General features: G+C 72.5%; 18 protein-coding genes. 4 read left to right on the forward strand and 14 right to left on the reverse strand.

The features are described 5' to 3' along the window. Positions 1 to 206: 206 nt before the first annotated feature. Positions 207 to 1,011, forward strand: a protein-coding gene (locus tag ACFYUY_RS33635) for an IS5 family transposase (RefSeq protein WP_387906267.1) whose coding sequence is annotated in 2 segments (ribosomal slippage) — positions 207 to 301 and positions 300 to 1,011 — 807 coding nt in all. Because the reading frame shifts where the segments join, the coding sequence is not laid out codon by codon here. A gap of 5 nt (positions 1,012 to 1,016) precedes the next feature. Here the strand turns inward: ACFYUY_RS33635 and ACFYUY_RS33640 are convergent. The 8 genes from ACFYUY_RS33640 to ACFYUY_RS33675 form a co-directional block, all read right to left on the reverse strand. Beyond that, entirely contained in the window at positions 1,017 to 1,505 is a 489-nt protein-coding gene (locus ACFYUY_RS33640; protein ID WP_387906269.1) for a hypothetical protein, read from the reverse strand. 291 nt (positions 1,506 to 1,796) lie between these two features. Next, a complete protein-coding gene (locus tag ACFYUY_RS33645) occupies positions 1,797 to 2,924 on the reverse strand; it encodes a glycosyltransferase (protein ID WP_360215356.1) in 1,128 nt (375 codons plus the stop codon). Positions 2,925 to 2,979: 55 nt separating this feature from the next. Beyond that, the gene (locus ACFYUY_RS33650) at positions 2,980 to 3,696 is read right to left on the reverse strand and encodes a polysaccharide deacetylase family protein (protein WP_387906271.1); all 717 of its coding nucleotides are present in this window, start codon (positions 3,694 to 3,696) and stop codon (positions 2,980 to 2,982) included. Positions 3,697 to 4,229: 533 nt separating this feature from the next. After that, complete coding sequence (locus ACFYUY_RS33655) at positions 4,230 to 4,643, reverse strand: DUF2690 domain-containing protein (RefSeq protein ID WP_360215350.1); 414 nt, start codon at positions 4,641 to 4,643, stop codon at positions 4,230 to 4,232. 257 nt (positions 4,644 to 4,900) lie between these two features. Then, positions 4,901 to 5,440, reverse strand: a complete 540-nt coding sequence (locus ACFYUY_RS33660) for a hypothetical protein (RefSeq protein WP_387906274.1) — start codon at positions 5,438 to 5,440, stop codon at positions 4,901 to 4,903. 139 nt (positions 5,441 to 5,579) lie between these two features. Then, complete coding sequence (locus ACFYUY_RS33665) at positions 5,580 to 6,080, reverse strand: protease inhibitor I9 family protein (protein WP_387906276.1); 501 nt, start codon at positions 6,078 to 6,080, stop codon at positions 5,580 to 5,582. Between the two features lie 137 nt (positions 6,081 to 6,217). Then, the gene (locus tag ACFYUY_RS33670; RefSeq protein ID WP_387906279.1) at positions 6,218 to 7,069 is read right to left on the reverse strand and encodes an NAD(P)H-binding protein; all 852 of its coding nucleotides are present in this window, start codon (positions 7,067 to 7,069) and stop codon (positions 6,218 to 6,220) included. 66 nt (positions 7,070 to 7,135) lie between these two features. Next, a complete protein-coding gene (locus tag ACFYUY_RS33675; protein WP_387906281.1) occupies positions 7,136 to 8,017 on the reverse strand; it encodes an SDR family oxidoreductase in 882 nt (293 codons plus the stop codon). Positions 8,018 to 8,122: 105 nt separating this feature from the next. Between ACFYUY_RS33675 and ACFYUY_RS33680 the strand changes: the two genes are divergently transcribed. Further along, positions 8,123 to 8,701 carry a helix-turn-helix domain-containing protein gene (locus tag ACFYUY_RS33680; protein WP_360215335.1) on the forward strand — a complete coding sequence of 193 codons (579 nt, stop codon included), beginning with the start codon at positions 8,123 to 8,125 and terminating at the stop codon, positions 8,699 to 8,701. Positions 8,702 to 8,803: 102 nt separating this feature from the next. Here ACFYUY_RS33680 and ACFYUY_RS33685 read toward each other — a convergent pair whose 3' ends face one another. From ACFYUY_RS33685 to ACFYUY_RS33700, 4 genes are all read right to left on the reverse strand, one after another. Continuing rightward, positions 8,804 to 10,309, reverse strand: a complete 1,506-nt coding sequence (locus ACFYUY_RS33685; protein ID WP_387906284.1) for an FAD-dependent monooxygenase — start codon at positions 10,307 to 10,309, stop codon at positions 8,804 to 8,806. A 112-nt stretch (positions 10,310 to 10,421) separates the two neighbouring features. Then, positions 10,422 to 10,826 carry a nuclear transport factor 2 family protein gene (locus ACFYUY_RS33690; protein ID WP_360215329.1) on the reverse strand — a complete coding sequence of 135 codons (405 nt, stop codon included), beginning with the start codon at positions 10,824 to 10,826 and terminating at the stop codon, positions 10,422 to 10,424. Positions 10,827 to 10,975: 149 nt separating this feature from the next. Further along, positions 10,976 to 11,851 carry an SDR family NAD(P)-dependent oxidoreductase gene (locus tag ACFYUY_RS33695; RefSeq protein ID WP_387906287.1) on the reverse strand — a complete coding sequence of 292 codons (876 nt, stop codon included), beginning with the start codon at positions 11,849 to 11,851 and terminating at the stop codon, positions 10,976 to 10,978. 216 nt (positions 11,852 to 12,067) lie between these two features. Beyond that, entirely contained in the window at positions 12,068 to 12,646 is a 579-nt protein-coding gene (locus tag ACFYUY_RS33700) for a helix-turn-helix domain-containing protein (protein WP_360215323.1), read from the reverse strand. Positions 12,647 to 13,360: 714 nt separating this feature from the next. Between ACFYUY_RS33700 and ACFYUY_RS33705 the strand changes: the two genes are divergently transcribed. Both ACFYUY_RS33705 and ACFYUY_RS33710 read left to right on the forward strand, forming a co-directional pair. Then, positions 13,361 to 13,750 (forward strand): transglycosylase SLT domain-containing protein, encoded by a 390-nt coding sequence (locus ACFYUY_RS33705; RefSeq protein ID WP_360215320.1) that lies wholly within the window; start codon positions 13,361 to 13,363, stop codon positions 13,748 to 13,750. Positions 13,751 to 14,021: 271 nt separating this feature from the next. Further along, positions 14,022 to 14,519, forward strand: coding sequence for a phosphoribosyltransferase (locus ACFYUY_RS33710; protein WP_360215317.1), 498 nt, complete (start codon positions 14,022 to 14,024; stop codon positions 14,517 to 14,519). A gap of 328 nt (positions 14,520 to 14,847) precedes the next feature. On the opposite strand, the gene ACFYUY_RS33715 is transcribed toward ACFYUY_RS33710, so the two are convergent. Together ACFYUY_RS33715 and ACFYUY_RS33720 are read right to left on the reverse strand one after the other, a co-directional pair. Further along, positions 14,848 to 16,353, reverse strand: coding sequence for a transglycosylase family protein (locus ACFYUY_RS33715; RefSeq protein WP_387906291.1), 1,506 nt, complete (start codon positions 16,351 to 16,353; stop codon positions 14,848 to 14,850). A 128-nt stretch (positions 16,354 to 16,481) separates the two neighbouring features. Next, positions 16,482 to 17,088, reverse strand: a 607-nt coding sequence (locus ACFYUY_RS33720) for a hypothetical protein (protein ID WP_387906293.1), incomplete at its 5' end; no start/stop codon positions are given.

Genomic DNA, 17,088 nt, shown 5'->3' on the forward strand with positions numbered 1-17,088 from the left:
ACGGCGGGTCCGCAGTGAAAGCCCGATCACCGCACCGCGCGGGTCCGGGCTGCCACCCGGACCCGCCCGTGATCCGAACAGCAACACCCATCACGTGGGCATGCCGAAGATCCACGGCTCGCACATCCTCTTCCAGCTCTGTCGTTCCGGAACGAGTTGTGCTGCGGGTCTTGCGATCGGCGATCTTGGTCGGCAGGGTGTCCCGGGTGCGTGCCGATCTTGTTCCGGACGGCCTGTGGGAGTGGGTGGCTCCGCTACTGCCACCCACTCCCGCGCGCCGCCGCCATCCAGGGCGACTCCGTGTCGGACAGGGCGGTCCTCGCCGCCATCATGTATGTGCTGCGGACCGGCGTTGCCTGGCGCGACGTCCCCGCCGAGACCGTGGGCTGCTCCGGAGTCACGGCCTGGCGCCGTCTGCGGGACTGGACGGAGGCCGGCGTCTGGCCTCGCCTGCACAACGCCTTGCTGACCGAACTGCACCGCGCGGGCTCACTGAACCTGGACGACTGCGCCGTGGATGCCTCACACGTCCGGGCCCTCAAAGGGGGAGACCATGTCGGCCCTTCGCCGGTCGACCGCGCCCGCCCCGGCTCCAAGCACCGCCTGATCGTCGACCGCCACGGAACCCCGCTCGCCGTCACGCTCACCGGCGGCAACCGCCACGACGTCACCCAGCTTCTCCCGTTGTTGAACGCCGTCCCACCGATCCGGGGCCTGCGCGGACGCCCCCGACACAAGCCCCGACGCCTGTACGCCGACCGAGGCTACGATTTCGACAAGTACCGTCGCCTGCTGTGGAAGCGCGGCATCAAACCATTGATCGCCCGACGCGGCGTCGCCCACGGTTCCGGGTTGGGCAAGACCCGGTGGGTGGTAGAGCGTGCATTTGCCTGGCTGCACCAGTTCAAGCGACTCCGCACCCGCTACGAACGACGCGCCGACCTCCATCAGGGCCTGCTCGAACTCGCCTGCAGCATCATCTGCCTCCGACGGCTCCGAGCGGCATTCTGAAACGGTCAGTTATCCGGCCCGTGAATTGCCTCGGGAAGGCCGACAGCGAGCACCGCATTCTGACCCTCTCGCCAGAGCTGCAGTGAATCACCGGACTTCTTCGCCGGAAGGGATTTTCCAACCCCTTCTATTTTGACCGACATCGCCTTTTCTGAGCATCCGACGGTCGCGAATCGGAAGGGTTGCAACTGGGCGGACGCCGCGGTGTACTTCCCGTCGAGGACGGTCCCGGGGAATTCTTGGTGGGCGTCCGACGAACCCGCGTGACCGGCAGGCCGCGGCGCCCCGACAGTCGTCGGGGCCGTCGCGGTCGGCTCGGTCAGCGAGTCCGGCAGGAGCGCCACCTGGCAGACTCCGCCCCGCACCCACAGGACCACGTCGGTGCCCGAGATCTCGGCCACCCCGAGGATCTTCGCGGCCCCTTCGGAGGGCAGGAGGTCGATGCTGCGCTGGATGGGCACGCCGGCCTGCGTTGCGGCGAGTCCGTCCAGCACCCACGGCCCGTCTCCGCTTCTGGGCGCAGCGTCGCCACCACTGGTACACGCGGTCGCAAGGCCCGCAGTGAGGAGGAGTACCGTACCCGCGAGCCGGCCCGATCGCCGCATGCGCTGAACTCTCCTATTTCGCCCAGTGGTTGTAGCAGAAGCCTACCGGGTGGTAGGCATCGCCACCGCCGACGTAGCGGTCCCCGGCCGAGGTGTCGTAGACGTCGAAGGTGAAGTGGTCGAACAGCGGGTACGCCTCCAGGGTGCCGAACTTGCCGTCGGGTACGACCCACCGGGGGATCAGCGGCGCGCGGCGAGGTCGGTGTAGAGGCTGGTGAGCTCGTCGGCGACCTGGGAGATGTCGTACATGCCCACGACCGGCGGTGGCGCCAGGGGGGGCGCGCAGTCCGCGGCGACCGTGCACAGGCGGGAGGCGAAGCTGCGGCCGTCCGAAGGCGAGTAGTAGGCGTGTCCCGTCTGGTGAGGGGGGAGTTCGGCCAGTGACGGCCCGCTCGTGTAGACGAGGGGGAGGCCGGCCGCCAGGCCCTCCAGGAGGGACAGTCCGAAGGTCTCGACGATGGACGGGGCCGCGAGGACGTCCATGGCGGTCAGGAGCTGCGACACGTCGTCGCGCTCGCCGAGGAACAGGGTGCGGTGCGCCAGCTGCGCGTCGTGGGCCTGGCGGGTCAGGGCGTCGAGCTGCTGTCCCGCGCCCACCAGGAGCAGCCACGGCACCCGGCCGTCCGGCAGCACGTCCGGCATGGCGGCCAGTGCGTCGACGAGGACGTCGAACCGTTTGCCCGGAACCAGCCGGCCGACCCCGCCGATCACGAAGGAGTCGGCCGGGATCCGCAGGCGCGCGCGCACCTCCCGCCGGGACTTCGCGTGTTCGTCGGGTGTGGTCGCGAAGGCGGCCGCATCGATCCCGTTGGCGATCTGCCGGATCCGCTGGGACGGGACCCCCCAGTTGCCCAGGCAGTCCGAGACCGCGCTGGAAACGGCCACGGTGCAGGTTCCGAGCCGCTCCGTCGCGGTGTACAGGAGCCTGACTCCGGCGGTCGTGTTGCGCCCTTCGATCGTGTCCTTCAGGAGTGAGTGCTCGGTCGCCACGATCGTCGGGATCCCGGCGAGCCGGGCTGCCAGTCGGCCGTAGACACAGGAGCGGTACAGGTGGGTGTGGACGATGTCGAAGCGTCCTCGGCGGATGAACTTGGTCAGTTTGAAGAGCGCGGCGATGTCCCGGTTCCCGCGCATCGCCAGGTGGGTGACCGGGGTGCCGTCCTGTCGGATCCCCTCCGCCACCGCCCCCGGGTTCTCCAGGGTGACGACCTCGCAGTGGTATTCGGCCGGCATGTTCCGCAGCAGGAGCCGTAGTTGTTGTTCTGCTCCGCCTGCGGCCAGACCGGTGATGATGTGCAGGATCCTCATTATTCTTCTTGCTCCATGGCGGGGCTGGTTCGGATGCGGATACTGTTCTTCTGGTTCATCGCGGGGCGATGGCGAGGTGGCGAACCCGCTTGAGCGCGAGCCGCAGGGGCGTGTCGCGCTCGCCGACGAAGCAGCGTGGAATCGAATGGCCCGAAGGCCGGATCGTCGCCTTGGTGGCACAGGCGTACCGGTACCCGGCCTGCTGGGTCATCGCGGAGATCCTGGCGTCGACCGAGCCGTACGGATAGCAGAAGCCGAGGACCGGCTTGTCGATGATCCGCTCGAGGGCCATCCGGCTCCCCGCGATCTCGGCCTCCGCCTCGCTGTCGGAGAGCTCCGGCAGGTGCCGGTGCGTGAGGCTGTGCGAGCCCACTTCGATGGTGGTGGAGGCCAGCTCCCTCACCTGCTCGACCGACATGATCTTCCGCTTGTCGGCGCCGCTGGAGAAGTCCCAGTCGTTGTAGCCGCCGAGCCGCTCGGCGATGACGAAGGCGGTGGCCGTGAAGCCATGCCTGTCGAGGACGGGCATGGCGTTGTCCAGGAAGTCCTCGAAGCCGTCGTCGAAGGTCAGCCCGACCAGTTTCTCTGCGGCAGGATCCCTGGACCGCATCAACTCGGCCATGCTGACCCCCCGGAAGCCCTGCCGGGAGAGCCATTCCATCTGCACCGAGAACTGTGCCGGGGAGACGCAGATCATGTGAGGGTCGGATCTTGCCGTATCGATGGAGTGGTACATGAGGATCCAGGGCAGCCTCGGCATGTCGATCATCATTTCGTGTAGGCAGGGAATGGGCGGTGCGCCGCGGGTGGGCGGGCCTGCGCATGCCCTCCGTCGCCGTACTCTGCGACAGCCGCAGACGCCGCAGCGTCCAACGACCGCTCCCTGCCCGGGACACGGCCCGGGCAGGGGCCGCCCGGTCGGATCCGTCGTGCTCCTCCGGCAGGTCGGGACGCGGGGCGCCGGCGGCCTGTGCCGGGCGCGGGCGGGGCCGGAACGGCGGGCCGCCGGTGCGGGCGGGCGTCGACGTGGGGGTCGGTGAGGTGGGCCGCCAGCACCTACCGCCAGCACGTACCGCCCGTACCGCCGCAAATGCCGCGATGCTGCGCCCGTGCACGTTCGGCACGGGCGCAGCATCGCGGCGGGGCGTCAGGAGTCCGACCGCCTGGTCGGTCGGTGGACGGCGGGTTCCGGAGCCCGACCGCAGCGTCCTCGAACGGATTGTCGCCGAGGTCGGTGGGAAACCCCGTAGCCCCCGCGCCTCGCCCGACGGGGGCGGGGGCGGGGGCGGCGGCGGGTACGGCCGATCAGTACCAGCCGGTCCGGTACCAGCCCTTGGTGGAGGTGGAGCTGGCCTGCGACTGGATGTCCTTGTCGTTGACCATCGCGCTCCAGATGGCGCCGCCCGAGTACGTGGTGGTGGAGTAGTCGCTGGCCTGGCCCGGGTGGTTCTGGACCGCCACGGACTCACCGACGACCGCGTTCCTGTCCCGCGCCCACGCGGCCCGGCAGGACGGGCTGTAGCGCAGTTCCAGCGGGCCGTCGGTGGAGACGGTGATGGCGTCGTTGGCGCAGGTGGTGTTGGCCGGGTCCAGGCCGGTGCAGCTGCTGGCGTAGCAGCTGGTGGCGGCGGAGGCCGGGGCGGCCGCGAGGACCGCGCCCGACAGTGCCAGGGCCAGGGTGGCGCCGATCGTGGCGGCCTTGCGGGTGACGGAACGCATGGGGGTTCTCCGGACTGGTGCGTGATCAATGGATGTGCCCCCACTCTGGGGCCCCGCCGCACCGTCCCTCCACCGTCCCGGCGTCCCAGGGACGTTCCCGCTCGTCCCGGGAAGCGGGCCGGCTCCTGCGGGCGGTCGGGAGGGCGGTCCGGGCTCCGGGGCCAGGACCCGGCGGCGTTCGGGGCCCTGCCACAGGCGGGCCGAGCGCAGGCCTGTGCCGCCGCCGGATCCGGCGGAAGGGGGGCCTGGTTCTCGGGTCAGCCGGTCTTGACCCAGTCCTGGCAGGCGGTCGTCTTGAAGATCTTGTCGCCGGACTTGATGGTGATGGTGGCGGGGCCCTGCACGTTGTCGTTGGCGATGATGGAGCCGACGCCGTCGCCGCCGTTGTTGCGCTCCCAGTAGCAGATCCCGATGCCGCCGGCCTTGGGGCCCTTGCTCTTGTAGGTGCCGGGCTGGACGTCGACGCCGACCTCGTAGCTGCCGTCGCCACCGATCGTGTCGCCCTTGGGCTTGTCCGGCGTGCTCGGCGCCACGGGGGCCGCAGGGGCCTCGGCGGTCACGGTCATGGTGGCGGTGACGGTGGCGGCGGGAAGCGGGGCGGGAGCCTTGGCCGCCGCAGCGGGAAGGGTGACGGTGGCGGTGGCGGTGGCGGTGGGCGCGGCCGCCGGGGTGCTGTTCTTCTTGTCTGCGCCTCCCGCCGCGCCGACGGCGATGCCGACGATCAGGGCGGCGGGGGCGACGAAGCGGACCCTGCGGTAGACGGGGCGCTTGGAGTCGTTCTGAACGGGGTTGCTCATGAAGGACGTTCTTCCTCTGGTGGTGGTGCGCGGACAGCCGGCGCCACCCTTGCGCATCCGTGAGCGGCGGCGAGGGCATGTGATCGAACCGTGTCCCACCAGCAGGGGAATCGTGGCGCGAGTGGTCGGGGTGTCGGGGTCAGTCGGCGGAGTCCCACTGGTCGTCGCCGACGGAGAAGACCTCGGGGTCGCGGCGGAGCAGGTCGCGCTGGCGGTCGGTCAGCCGGGCGGCGAACGTGTGGATCTCGTCGTACGCGTGCAGCAGGGTGCCGTCCAGTCGGGCGAGCAGTGCGCCCAGGTCGCAGTCGTCGGCCACGGCGACGGAGTACTGGCCCACGACACGGGCCGAGGCGGGGACGCGCTGGTAGCGGGCGACGCCGCCGACGCAGTCGCGCTCGACGTACTCGACCTGGCGGTCGGCCCGGACTGCGGCGAGCTGATCCGCGGTCAGGTCCGCTCCCACGACCAGGCCGTGTCGTGTGCGGGCGGCGCCGGGGTCGACCCCGTGTCGGGTCAGGATGTCCAGGACGGACGGGAAGGCCGGCTCGGCGTGCGGCCAGTACCCGGGGTGGATCAGGAAACCGCGTTCCGACTGCGGCTGCCCCGCCGAGAACAACGGCGCCTCGTACGCATCCGGCACACGGTCCACGGTTCCCCCACACGCACACACGGGATCGGTATCGCGTACGGGAGTCTCCTACGGCGCCCGGCGCGACGGGAAGAGGGCCGGAGCGGCTCCGGCCGCTCCGGCCCTCTTCCCGTGGTCCCGCGGAGGGCTCAGCGGAAGTCGTCGGCGTGGTCGGCGGCCCACTGGGCGTAGGTGTGGGCCGGGGCACCGGTGATCTTTTCGGTGATGGCGGAGGTCACGGCCGCGACGCCGTCGGCGGCGGCCCACTGGCTCACGATCGCCCCGGCCACGACCGGGTGCATGGTTCTGGCGACGTCCGCGCGGGCCTGCTCCTCGGTGACGTGTTCCACCCGGATGCGGCGGCCGATGGCCTCGCCGATGTGCTCGACCTGGCGTTGCAGGGTCAGGGACTCGGCCCCGTGGACGGTGTAGGCCTGGTGCGAGTGGCCCGGCTCGGTCAGGGCGGTCACCGCCAGCGCCGCGATGTCCTTCTCGTGCACCGGCGCCGACTGTGCGCGCGGGTAGGGCAGCCGGACGAAGCCGTCGGTGCGGATCGAATCGGCCCACCAGGTGCGGGTGTTGGCCGCGAACGTCCCCGGCCGGAGGAAGGTCCAGTCCAGGCCGGAGCGCTGGACGGCCTGCTCGATGGTGCGGTTCAGGCGGGCGACGGGGTGACCGGCGTCGGGGTCAAGGACGACCGCCACCGACGAGAGCAGGACGACCTGCCGGATCCCCGCGGCTGCGGCCGCCGCGACGACCTCGTCGGCGTCGTAGGGCTGCTGGGGGTCGAGCATCCCGTAGAGGAACACCTTGTCGGCGCCGTCGAACGCTGCGGACAGCGTCTCGGGACGCCCCAGGTCGGCGACGACCGCTTCGCACCCGGGCCGCACCCCCGCGGCCGGGTTCCTGCTGACTGCTCTGACCTGCTCGCCGGCGGCCAGCAGACCGTCGACCACGTGACGGGCGACGTTGCCGCGGGCGCCGAGGACGACGGTCGGCATGGTGGGACCTCCTGCGTGTCGTGGACGTGAAGTGCCCTATGGGCACGGGTGGTTGCCCATCGCCGGTCAGGGCTGGACGTTCTCCAGGTCCTCCAGGAGGCCCGGGTGCTTCGGCTCCCAGCCGAGCGCCTGGCGGGTGCGGGCGCTGGACGAGGGCTGGTCGGCCTTGAAGATCGGACCGAGCGGGCCGTAGGTCTCCTCCGGCACCGACTCGACCGGCAGGCCCAGCCGTCGGCCGATGACGGCCGCGATGTCCCGCATGCCGTCCCCCTCGTCGGCGACGGCGTGCCAGGCGGTGCCGGCATCCGCCCGCTCCAGGGCGAGCCGGAAGAGGACGGCCGCGTCGAGCGCGTGGACGGCGGGCCAGCGCTGGGTGCCGTCGCCGGTGTAGCCGGAGACTCCGCTCCGGCGTGCGATGTCGGTCAGCAGACCGGCGAACCCGCCCGCGCCCTCGTTGTGGACCGTGCGCGGCAGGCGGACGGCCGTGCTCCGGACCCCGCGGGAGGCCAGGCCCAGGATCGCGGTGACGGTGCGACCGCGGCCGCCGACCGGCCCGTCGGTCGGCACCGGGTCGGCCTCGGTGGAGGCCCGGCCGGGCACCCAGGGCGTACCCGAGGCGGTGACCAGGGGGCGGCCGGTGCCGACGAGCTCCTCGCCGAGGGCGGTGAGGGCGGCGGTCTCCTCCGCGATGTTGCGGGCGAGGGCCTCGGGGCTGCTGAAGTCGTTGCCGAAGGCCAGGTGGATCACCCCGTCGGCCTGGGCGGCGCCGGAGCGCAGGACGTCCAGGTCGGCGAGGCCTCCCCGCAGCGGTTCGGCGCCGGCCGCCCCGGCGGCCTGTGCGGAGGCCTCGGAGCGGGCGAGCGCAAGGACGGTGTGGCCGTGGCCGAGGAGTTCGGCGACGACGGCGGACCCGATCAGACCGGTGCCGCCGGTGACGAAGACGCGCATGGAAACCCTCCACAAGTGATGGGACTCTTGTCCCGTCACTGTAGCAGTGACGGGACAAGAGTCCCATCACAACGGGACAAGGGTCCCGTCGCCTATGCTGAGCCCATGGGTCGATGGGAACCAGGTGCGCGTGAACGCCTCGTCGTGGCCGCGGTCGACCTGTTCACGGAGCAGGGGTACGACGCCACGACGGTCGCGCAGATCGCCGAGCGCGCCGGCGTCACCAAGAGCACCTTCTTCCGGCACTTCCCCGACAAGCGCGAACTGCTGGTCGCCGGGCAGGAGACGCTGAGCCGGCTGCTGGCCGAGGGGATCGCCGACGCACCCTGCACCGCCAGCCCGCTCGAGGCGGTCGCCGCCGGTCTCCAGCGTGCCTCGACCGCCATGGGCCCCGGGAGCCGCGAACTCGCCCCCCGCCTGAAGGCGGCCGTCGCCGCCAGCACCGAGCTCCAGGAGCGCGACGCCCTCAAGACCGTCAGTCTCGCGGCCGCGATGACGACCGCCCTGCTCGCCCGTGGCGTACCCGGCCCGACGGCGGCCCTCGCGGGAGAGCTGGGCGTCCTCGCGTTCAAGCGGGGGTACGCCGAGTGGGCCGAGGACGACCGCGGCGCCGAGGACGGGCTCGCCGGGTGCGCCCTGGCGGCCCTGGACGAACTGCGGGCGGCGAGCGCGTCGCTGGGCTGACCGGACGGGCAGGACCCCACAGCCCTTCGTGCCCGCCGCCCTCCCCCGCCGAGCCCTTGACACCGACGGAGCGGGGACGGCAGCGGGCTCACCCCGCCGCGTTCAGCGACACAGGCCGCGCAGGGCGGTGAGGCAGTCCGCGGCCCGGCGCTGCGGGTCGGCCTCGGTACTGGCCCAGGCGATCCGGGCGTCCGGCCGGATCAGGACGGCGGTGACGTCCCGCCAGAGCGGGTGCGATTCCCCGGCGTTGACGGCCACCGTCCGCCGGTCCGGCCCGGGCGCGGGACACGGCGTCCGCGTCCCGGCGAGGTCCAGCAGCAGCGGCCGGCCGTGGTGCATCAGCGGGTGGGGCGTGGGCGCGTCGGCCGCCGCCAGGGCGAGGCCCGCCAGCCGGGTGCCGGTCAGCGGGTGTGCGCCGGGTGCGGTGGCGGGCAGCGGGTCGTCGAAGCCGGCGATCCGGCGGGCCCACCGGCGGTTGGTCCGCGGGTCGGCCAGCGCCTCGGACCAGACCTCGCGCAGCGCGATCTGCTCCGGGCTCGCCGCCGCGAACAGGGCCAGTTGCGCGCGGGTGTTGTCGATGACAGCACGGGCGGCCGGCCGCCGCTCGGCCTCGTAGCTGTCGAGCAGGGCGTCGGGTGCCCGGCCCTGGAGGACGGCGGCCAGTTTCCAGCCCAGGTTGGCGGCGTCCTGGATGCCGAGGTTCATGCCCTGCCCGCCGGCGGGGAAGAACATGTGCGCCGCGTCCCCGGCGAGCAGGACCCGTCCGGCCCGGTAGTGCGCGGCCTGGCGGGTGGCGTTGCCGTAGCGCGAGAGCCACCGGGGGTTGCGGATGGCCAGGTCCCGCCCCAGCAGGGCGCGGGTCTGCTCGCGCACCTCCTCCAGGGTCAGGGGTTCGCCGGTGCCGCGGTGCATGGTGGCCGTGGACAGCCCCGCCAGCCGGTGGACGCCGTCGCCGATCGGGACGGCCAGGAACGAACCGGCCGGCCCGGTGGCGGCGATCGGTGCGGTGGGCGGTGCGGTGGGCGGACCGTCGGGTCCGGCGGCGAGTTCGACGTCGAGTTCGACGTCGGCGAGCCATCCGGTCATGGTGGTGTCCTGGCCGGGGAAGTCGATGCCGGCCGCCTGGCGCACCGCGCTGCGGGTGCCGTCACAGCCGACCACCCAGCGGGCCCGCACGGTCCGGTGGGCGCCGTCGGCGCGCAGCACCACCTCGACGGCGTCCGGCCCCTGGGTGAGCGAGACGACCTCCTGTCCGCGCAGCACCCGGGCGCCCACGGCGACGGCGTGTTCCTCCAGGAGCCGTTCGGTGACGGACTGGCCGAGCCCCAGCATGAACGGGTGCACCGCCCCGATCGTGGAGAAGTCCAGCCGGGTGGTGGCCGCGCCGAAGTGGCCGGTCGGCACCGGGGTGCCGCGCTCGATGAAGCGCTCCGCGAGGCCGCGGGTGGCGAAGGTGTCCAGCGTGCCGGCCTGCATGCCGACCGCGCGCGAGCGCCCGTCCGGCGCTGTCCGACGTTCCACGACGGTCACCTCCACGCCGTGCAGGCGCAGCTCCGCGGCGAGCCAGAGCCCTACCGGGCCGGCCCCGGCGACGAGTACGTCGAGCATGACAACGTCCTCCTCTCACTGGTGGGTCGGTGCGGCCCAGCGGCGGCGCGCCCGTGCGCGGGGCAGGGGCGGGGGCGCGCCGTCGTCGGGGCGCCGGGTGGGCGAGGGCCGTTCAGCGGGCGCTGCCGAGGTTCCGGTCGTGGTCGGCGCCTTCGAGCATGAGGGTGGTCTCCTCGATGCGGCGGAAGCGGCCGTCGGGGGCGTACTCGGCGAAGAGGTAGACCTCGATGCGGACGGTGGAGCCGTCGGTCTTGGTGATGGTCATGGTGTGGCGGTCGGCGTAGAGGTCGCCGGAGAAGAGTTCGTCGTGGACCTCGACGGAGCCGCCGGCGACGACCGTGCGCAGGTGGGCGATGTGGGCGAGGAACTCGGTGCGGTCGGCCCACTCGCCGTCGGTGCGCTGGCGGTAGTCGGGGGCGAAGTGCCGGTCGGCGGCCTCGTCGAGGTCCAGGCCCGGGGTGAGGAGGAGGTCGGTGAGGGCGGTGCGGGCGTCGGCGCGGGTGCTGGCGGTGGTCATGGCGGTCCCCTTGGGATTCTTGTGTCGGCGCTTGAAAGTGCGTGCTTCGAGCACGCATATGCACCGTACTACAGATTGCGTGCGTCGCGCACGCTCATTCGGGAGGGGGTCGCGGCCACCCGCTGCCGCGCAAGACGGCCCGCCGGCCGTCAGCCTCCCGTCGGTGCCAGCCGGCGGCTGAGGCGCAGGACGTCGGCGGCCGTGCGCGGGTCGGCGCTGCCGCGGAAGAGCGGGACGGGGTGGGCCTCGGGACCGATGAGCAGTCCGGTGCGGCCCTCGAGGGCGGGGTCGGTCGCGGCGGTGATCGAGGAACGTGCGGCCAGCGAGGCCGGGCCGGCGGTGGAGCGCTCGAACCGTCGGCGGACCAGCGGCCACAGCAGGCGCAGCGGCGGGGAGACGATCGCGGGCGAGGTCATGGTGCCGTCGGTCATGGTCGTCGCGGCGCCGCCCGGGTCGGCCGCGAGGACGGCGACCCCGCTGCCGCGCAGGCGTTCGGCGAGGTCCAGGGCGTAGACGAGGTTGGCGAGCTTGGCCCGGCCGTACCAGTGGAACCCGTAGTAGCCGCCCGGCGGTTCGACGGCGGCGAAGGTGCGCCTGGCGAGGCCGATCGCCGACGAGCTGACGTTCACGATCCGGCTCGGTCCGCCGTCCCGGAGGGAGTCGAGCAGCAGCTCGGTCAGCAGGTACGGCGAGAGGTGGTTGACGGCGAAGGTGGCCTCGATCCCGTCGACGGTCCGCTGCCGCTGCGCGAACATCGCGCCGACGTTGTTGACCAGGAGCTTCAGCGGCCCCTCGGCGGCCAGGCGGGCCGCGAGGGTGCGCACCTCGCCGAGTGAGGCGAGGTCGGCGGCCAGGAAACACGGCCTGCCGCCGGTCGCGGCGGCGGCGATGCGCTCGACCGCGCGAGCGCCGCGCTCCGGGTCCCGCCCGACGACGGTGACGGCGAGCCCCCGCGCCGCCAGCCCCACCGCGGTCTCCAGCCCGATGCCCCCGGTCCCCGCCGTCACCACAGCCCGCTGTTCCATGGGCCCACCCTCCGATTCCGTGCGTTCAGCTCCTCGAAACGGATTGGTATCCGTTTTCATGCGGGGACGCTAGCACACGATTCGGATAGCTATCCGTTTTCTGGGGCCGAAGCAGCCCCGGACTGCCCGGCGGAGGGGGATCGGCGCGGGGGTCAGCCCGGGGATCAGCGCAGGGGGTCAGCGCAGGGGGTCAGCGCAGGGAGTCAGCGCAGGGGGTCAGCGCGGAGGACGCAGGCCTTCGACGAGGACGCCGAGATACACCTCGGTCCGCTCGGGTCCGTGCTCACCGGAGCGCAGCGCGTGCTCGACCCCGCAGAGCAGACGGCGCACGTCACCGGGCCCGACGTCCCGGCGGATCGCGCCGGCCAGGCGCGCGCGGTCGAGCAACTGGGCCGTGGCACCGTCCAGTTCACGCTTCAGCTCGACGGTCCGGGCGTCCGTGTCGGCGGCCGACTCCAGCACGGCGGCGAACCCGGAGTCCTCCAGGGCCCGCGCCAGCGTGAACCGCAGCAGCCTCTGCAGGCCCGCGAGCGGATCCTCGTCCGCAGCCGCGGCCCGGGCCTCCTCGACCAGCTCCCGGAAGCGTTCGACGAGCAGCGCCTCCCACAGCGCGTGCCGGTTCGGGAAGTGCCGGTACACCGTCCCCACGCCGACCCCGGCCAGCCGCGCGATGGCGTTCAGCTGCAGCGAGTCGTCCCCCGCCGCCACCTGTTCCCGCGCCACCTGCAGCACCCGGGCGCGGTTGCGCACGGCATCCGCCCGCAGCCCCGGCCCCTGCTCACCCGTCGATCTCACCCGGTCAGCATAGGCGGGCCGGCTCGGCTTCCCCCCGGACACCAACCCCATCGAGAAGTGGACGCTCGACAGCGACGACACGATCTCCGGCACCCCCACCGGCCCCCTGATCCACAAGGAATCGCACTCGAAGGTGCGCCTCAGCCTGAACAGCCACCACGGCACCCTCCCCGCGCCACCGGTTCGTCACCGAAAGTCACAGCGGTGTGAGCTGGATCCCTTGGGGGCGGGTGCCGGGACACGGGGGCCCGTGACGGTTCTCACGCGCTCCACGCACCTCCTACCCTTCCTAGTGGGCCGCCCCTCCACTCCGCAGCCGGCCCCGGCCCGGACGGCCGCCGTCACCGCCACCATTCCGTGTCTGCGGCCGGGCCTCCGCTGTTTTCCCAGCTCAGACCGGTGAAAATCACCGCAAAAGTTCGGATCTGTCCTGGTTTGGCCATCGAGGCGACGGGTAGCGGCCCGCGTCCGACGCGCGTGTTCGCCCGGATCCGCTACGACGCCGCGTCGTAGCGGGCACCCCTTGGACCCGGCCTCCGACCCCGCTAACAATGGCTCAGTCGCCAGCTGCGGCGGCGGTTCGATCCGCTGCCGCAACTCCCGCCAGGTGGTCACCACCCGTGACCGCCCCGGTGCCGACTCCCGCCCGCCGGCCCTGTTGGGCCTGCCGAGCCGCAGGACGAGGCACCCCCACGATTGAGGTCGAACTCCCACATGCCCGTGATCTCCACCCGCATGCGCAAGTCCGCCGCCCTGCTCACCGCCGCCGTCGGCATCACCGCGATCGGCGCCGCCGTCGTCCCGACCGCCGCCTCGGCCACCACGCCGCAGGCGCTGGCCGCGAGCATCGTCCCCGCCGACCAGCTCGCCTCCTTCAACCAGATCATCTCCCACGAGAGCGGCTGGAACGTCACCGCGACCAACGCCTCCTCCGGCGCCTACGGCCTCGGCCAGGCCCTGCCCGGCAACAAGATGGCCTCCGCCGGCGCCGACTGGAAGACCAACGCCGCCACCCAGATCAAGTGGGCCTACGACTACATGAACGGCCGCTACGGCAGCCCGAACCAGGCCTGGGCCTACTGGCAGATCCACCACAACTACTGACCGGTCGCAGCGGCCCGCCGGTCACCCGCCGGCACGACTGCACGACTGCACGCCCCGCCGACGCCACGAACCGACCCGGGGCCGAACAGGACCACGGCCGAGGGGCCCGGTGCGCACACCCCGCGCACCGGGCCCCTCGGCGTGTCCGTGCCCGGCCGCGCGCACGGCCGGGCACGATCCGCCCCGGCCGGTCCCGGCCGGTCCCGGCCACTCCCGGCCCTCAGCGTGCCGACGCTCGCCGCCCGGCCCGCCGTCCAGGACACTGAACGCCATGACTGATGTGCGCGAGATCCTGGATTACCAGACCTTCGGCCGGGCGGTGCGCGAACTCGCGCAGACGATCGCCGACGACGGCTACGTGCCCGATCTCGTCCTGAGCATCGCCCGCGGCGGCGTGTTCGTGGCGGGCGGTCTCGCGTACGCGCTGGACTGCAAGAACATCCACCTGGTGAACGTCGAGTTCTACACGGGCGTGGGCACCACCCTCGACATGCCCGTCATGTTGGCTCCCGTCCCCGCGGCGATCGACTTCACCGAGAAGAAGGTCCTGATCACCGACGACGTCGCCGACACCGGCAAGACGCTGAGGCTGGTGCACGACTTCTGCCTCGACCACGTCGCCGAGGTCCGCTCCGCCGTCATCTACGAGAAGTCGCACTCCCTGGTGAAGTGCGAGTACGTGTGGAAGAGGACCGACGACTGGATCGAGTTCCCGTGGTCGGCGGAGGGCCCGGTCGTCCGGCGCGACGGCCAGGTGCTCGACGCCTGACCGCCGGCTCGCCGGCCCTTCGACAACGGGAAGGGGGCGCTCGCCGGCTTCACGTGACACCACCGACCCCCAGCGCCGACCGGCCGGGCGGATCACCGGTCGGCCGAGGGGGCCGCCCGTCACCGGACGCCCGAAGGGGCGGCCGGGCTGTCGGCTGCTTCGCGTACCGCGGCGGCCGTGGCGATGGCGGGGCCGGCGAGTTCCGTCGGTGGCCGGGCGTGGGGAAGGACACGGGCGGGACCAGCTGTCGAAGCGCTTCCGGACGGGTTCCGGCCTCGGGCCGGGGCGGCGCCCAGGTAGTGTTCCGGACGCCGCTTGGTGGCCGTGATCAGCTGGCGGGGGTGCCGACGGTGTTGGTGAGGTCGACGGTGGCCCACGCACCGTTGGGCTGCAGCGCGGTGAGGTTCAGGTGACCGCCGTTGACCGAGCCGCGCGAGTAGATCGCCAGAGTGCCGTCGGGGTCGGTGCTCGCGCTGACCGCGCCGTCGGTGGCCGGGGTGCCGACGAGGGTGTTCAGGTCGGTGGTCGCCCACGTGCCGGCGGCGGACTTGTAGGTGATCTGCACATGCCCGTTGTCCGCGTTCGCCGTCACCACACCGACCGTCCCGTTGGTCTGCGTGAACGTCGACGGCGCACCGCCCGCAGAAGCAGGAGTACCGACGGTGTTGGTGAGATCCACGGTCGCCCACGCACCGTTGGGCTGCAACGCCGTCAGGCTCAGGTGGTTGCCGTTCACGGACCCGCGCGAGTAGATCGCCAAGGTGCCGTCGGGGTCGGTGCTCGCACTGACCGCACCGTCCGTCACAGGAGTACCGGCCGTACCGGTCAGGTCGGAGGTCGCCCACGTGCCGGCGGCGGACTTGTAGGTGATCTGCACATGCCCGTTGTCCGCGTTCGCCGTCACCACACCGACCGTCCCGTTGGTCTGCGTGAACGTCGACGGCGCACCGCCCGCAGAAGCAGGAGTACCGACGGTGTTGGTGAGATCCACGGTCGCCCACGCACCGTTGGGCTGCAACGCCGTCAGGCTCAGGTGGTTGCCGTTGACCGAGCCCCGCGAGTAGATCGCCAAGGTGCCGTCGGGGTCGGTGCTCGCGCTGACCGCGCCGCCGGTGGTGGGGGTGCCGACGGTGTTGGTGAGGTCGCTGGTGGCCCAGGTGCCGGCCGCCGAGCGGTAGGTGATCTGCAGGTGCCCGTTGTCCGCATTGGCGGTGGCCACGCCGACGGTCCCGTTGGTCTGCACGAAGGCGGCCGGAGAACCGCCCGCCGCCGCCGGCGTTCCCACCACGTTCGTGAGGTCCGCCGTCGTCCAACCACCGCCCGCCAGACGCGCCGTCATCTGCACGTGCCCGTTCGCCGACCGGCTGAACGTGTAAGCCGTACCGTCCGCACCCGTCACCGAACCACCGTCACCCACGGCCGGCTTCCACGCCGGAGCGGGCGGCGGTGTGGTGGTGGACGGGTAGGGGTCGGCGTGGTCGGCTCCCAGGCTCGCCGCCGGCCCGCAGCGCGGCCAGGCCCCCTGGCCCTGGCCCGCGAGGACCTTCTCGGCGACCAGGATCTGCTGCTGCTTGCTCGCCTGGTTCGCGTAAGGGGCGTACGCACCGCCGCCATAGGCCAGCCAGGTGCTGCGGCTGAACTGCAGGCCGCCGTAGTAGAGGCCGTTGCTGCTGACGATGCTCCAGTTCCCCCCGCTTTCACAGGCGGCGACCTTGTCCCAGGTCGAGAGGGAGGCGGCGGAGGCCTCGCCCGCGGCGAGCGTGCCCGCCGCAGAGGCGAGGAGGCCTGCAGCGAGGAGGGAGGCGAGGGCGGTACGACGTGCGGGGGCGGTCACGGCGGGCTCCATGGGCTTGGCGGCAGCGTGTTCGAGCGAAGAGAACGGAGGGCGGGTGGGCGTGCTGTGCGCGGGCCGGGCCGGGTGTCGCAGCCGGGCCCGCGCACAGCACGGGGGCACGCCGGTGGTCAGCTGGCGGGGGTGCCGACGGTGTTGGTGAGGTCGACGGTGGCCCACGCACCGTTGGGCTGCAGCGCGGTGAGGTTCAGGTGTCCGCCGTTGAGGGAGCCGCGGGTGTAGAGGGCGAGGGTGCCGTCGGGGTCGGTGCTCGCGCTGACCGCGCCGTCGGTGGCCGGGGTGCCGACGAGGGTGTTCAGGTCGGTGGTGGCCCACGTGCCGGCGGCGGACTTGTAGGTGATCTGCAGGTGCCCGTTGTCCGCATTGGCGGTGGCCACGCCGACCGTCCCGTTGGTCTGCGTGAACGTCGACGGCGCACCGCCCGCGGACGCGGGGGTACCGACGGTGTTGGTGAGGTCCACGGTCGCCCACGCACCGTTGGGCTGCAGCGCCGTCAGGCTCAGGTGGTTGCCGTTCATGGACCCGCGCGAGTAGATCGCCAGAGTGCCGTCGGGGTCGGTGCTCGCACTCACCGCACCGTCCGTCACCGGAGTACCGGCCGTGCCGGTCAGGTCGGAGGTCGCCCACGTGCCGGCGGCGGACTTGTAGGTGATCTGCAGGTGCCCGTTGTCCGCATTGGCGGTGGCCACGCCGACCGTCCCGTTGGTCTGCGTGAAC

The sequence above is a fragment of the Kitasatospora sp. NPDC004745 genome, from assembly GCF_042873275.1.
In the GTDB taxonomy this organism is placed as follows: domain Bacteria; phylum Actinomycetota; class Actinomycetes; order Streptomycetales; family Streptomycetaceae; genus Kitasatospora.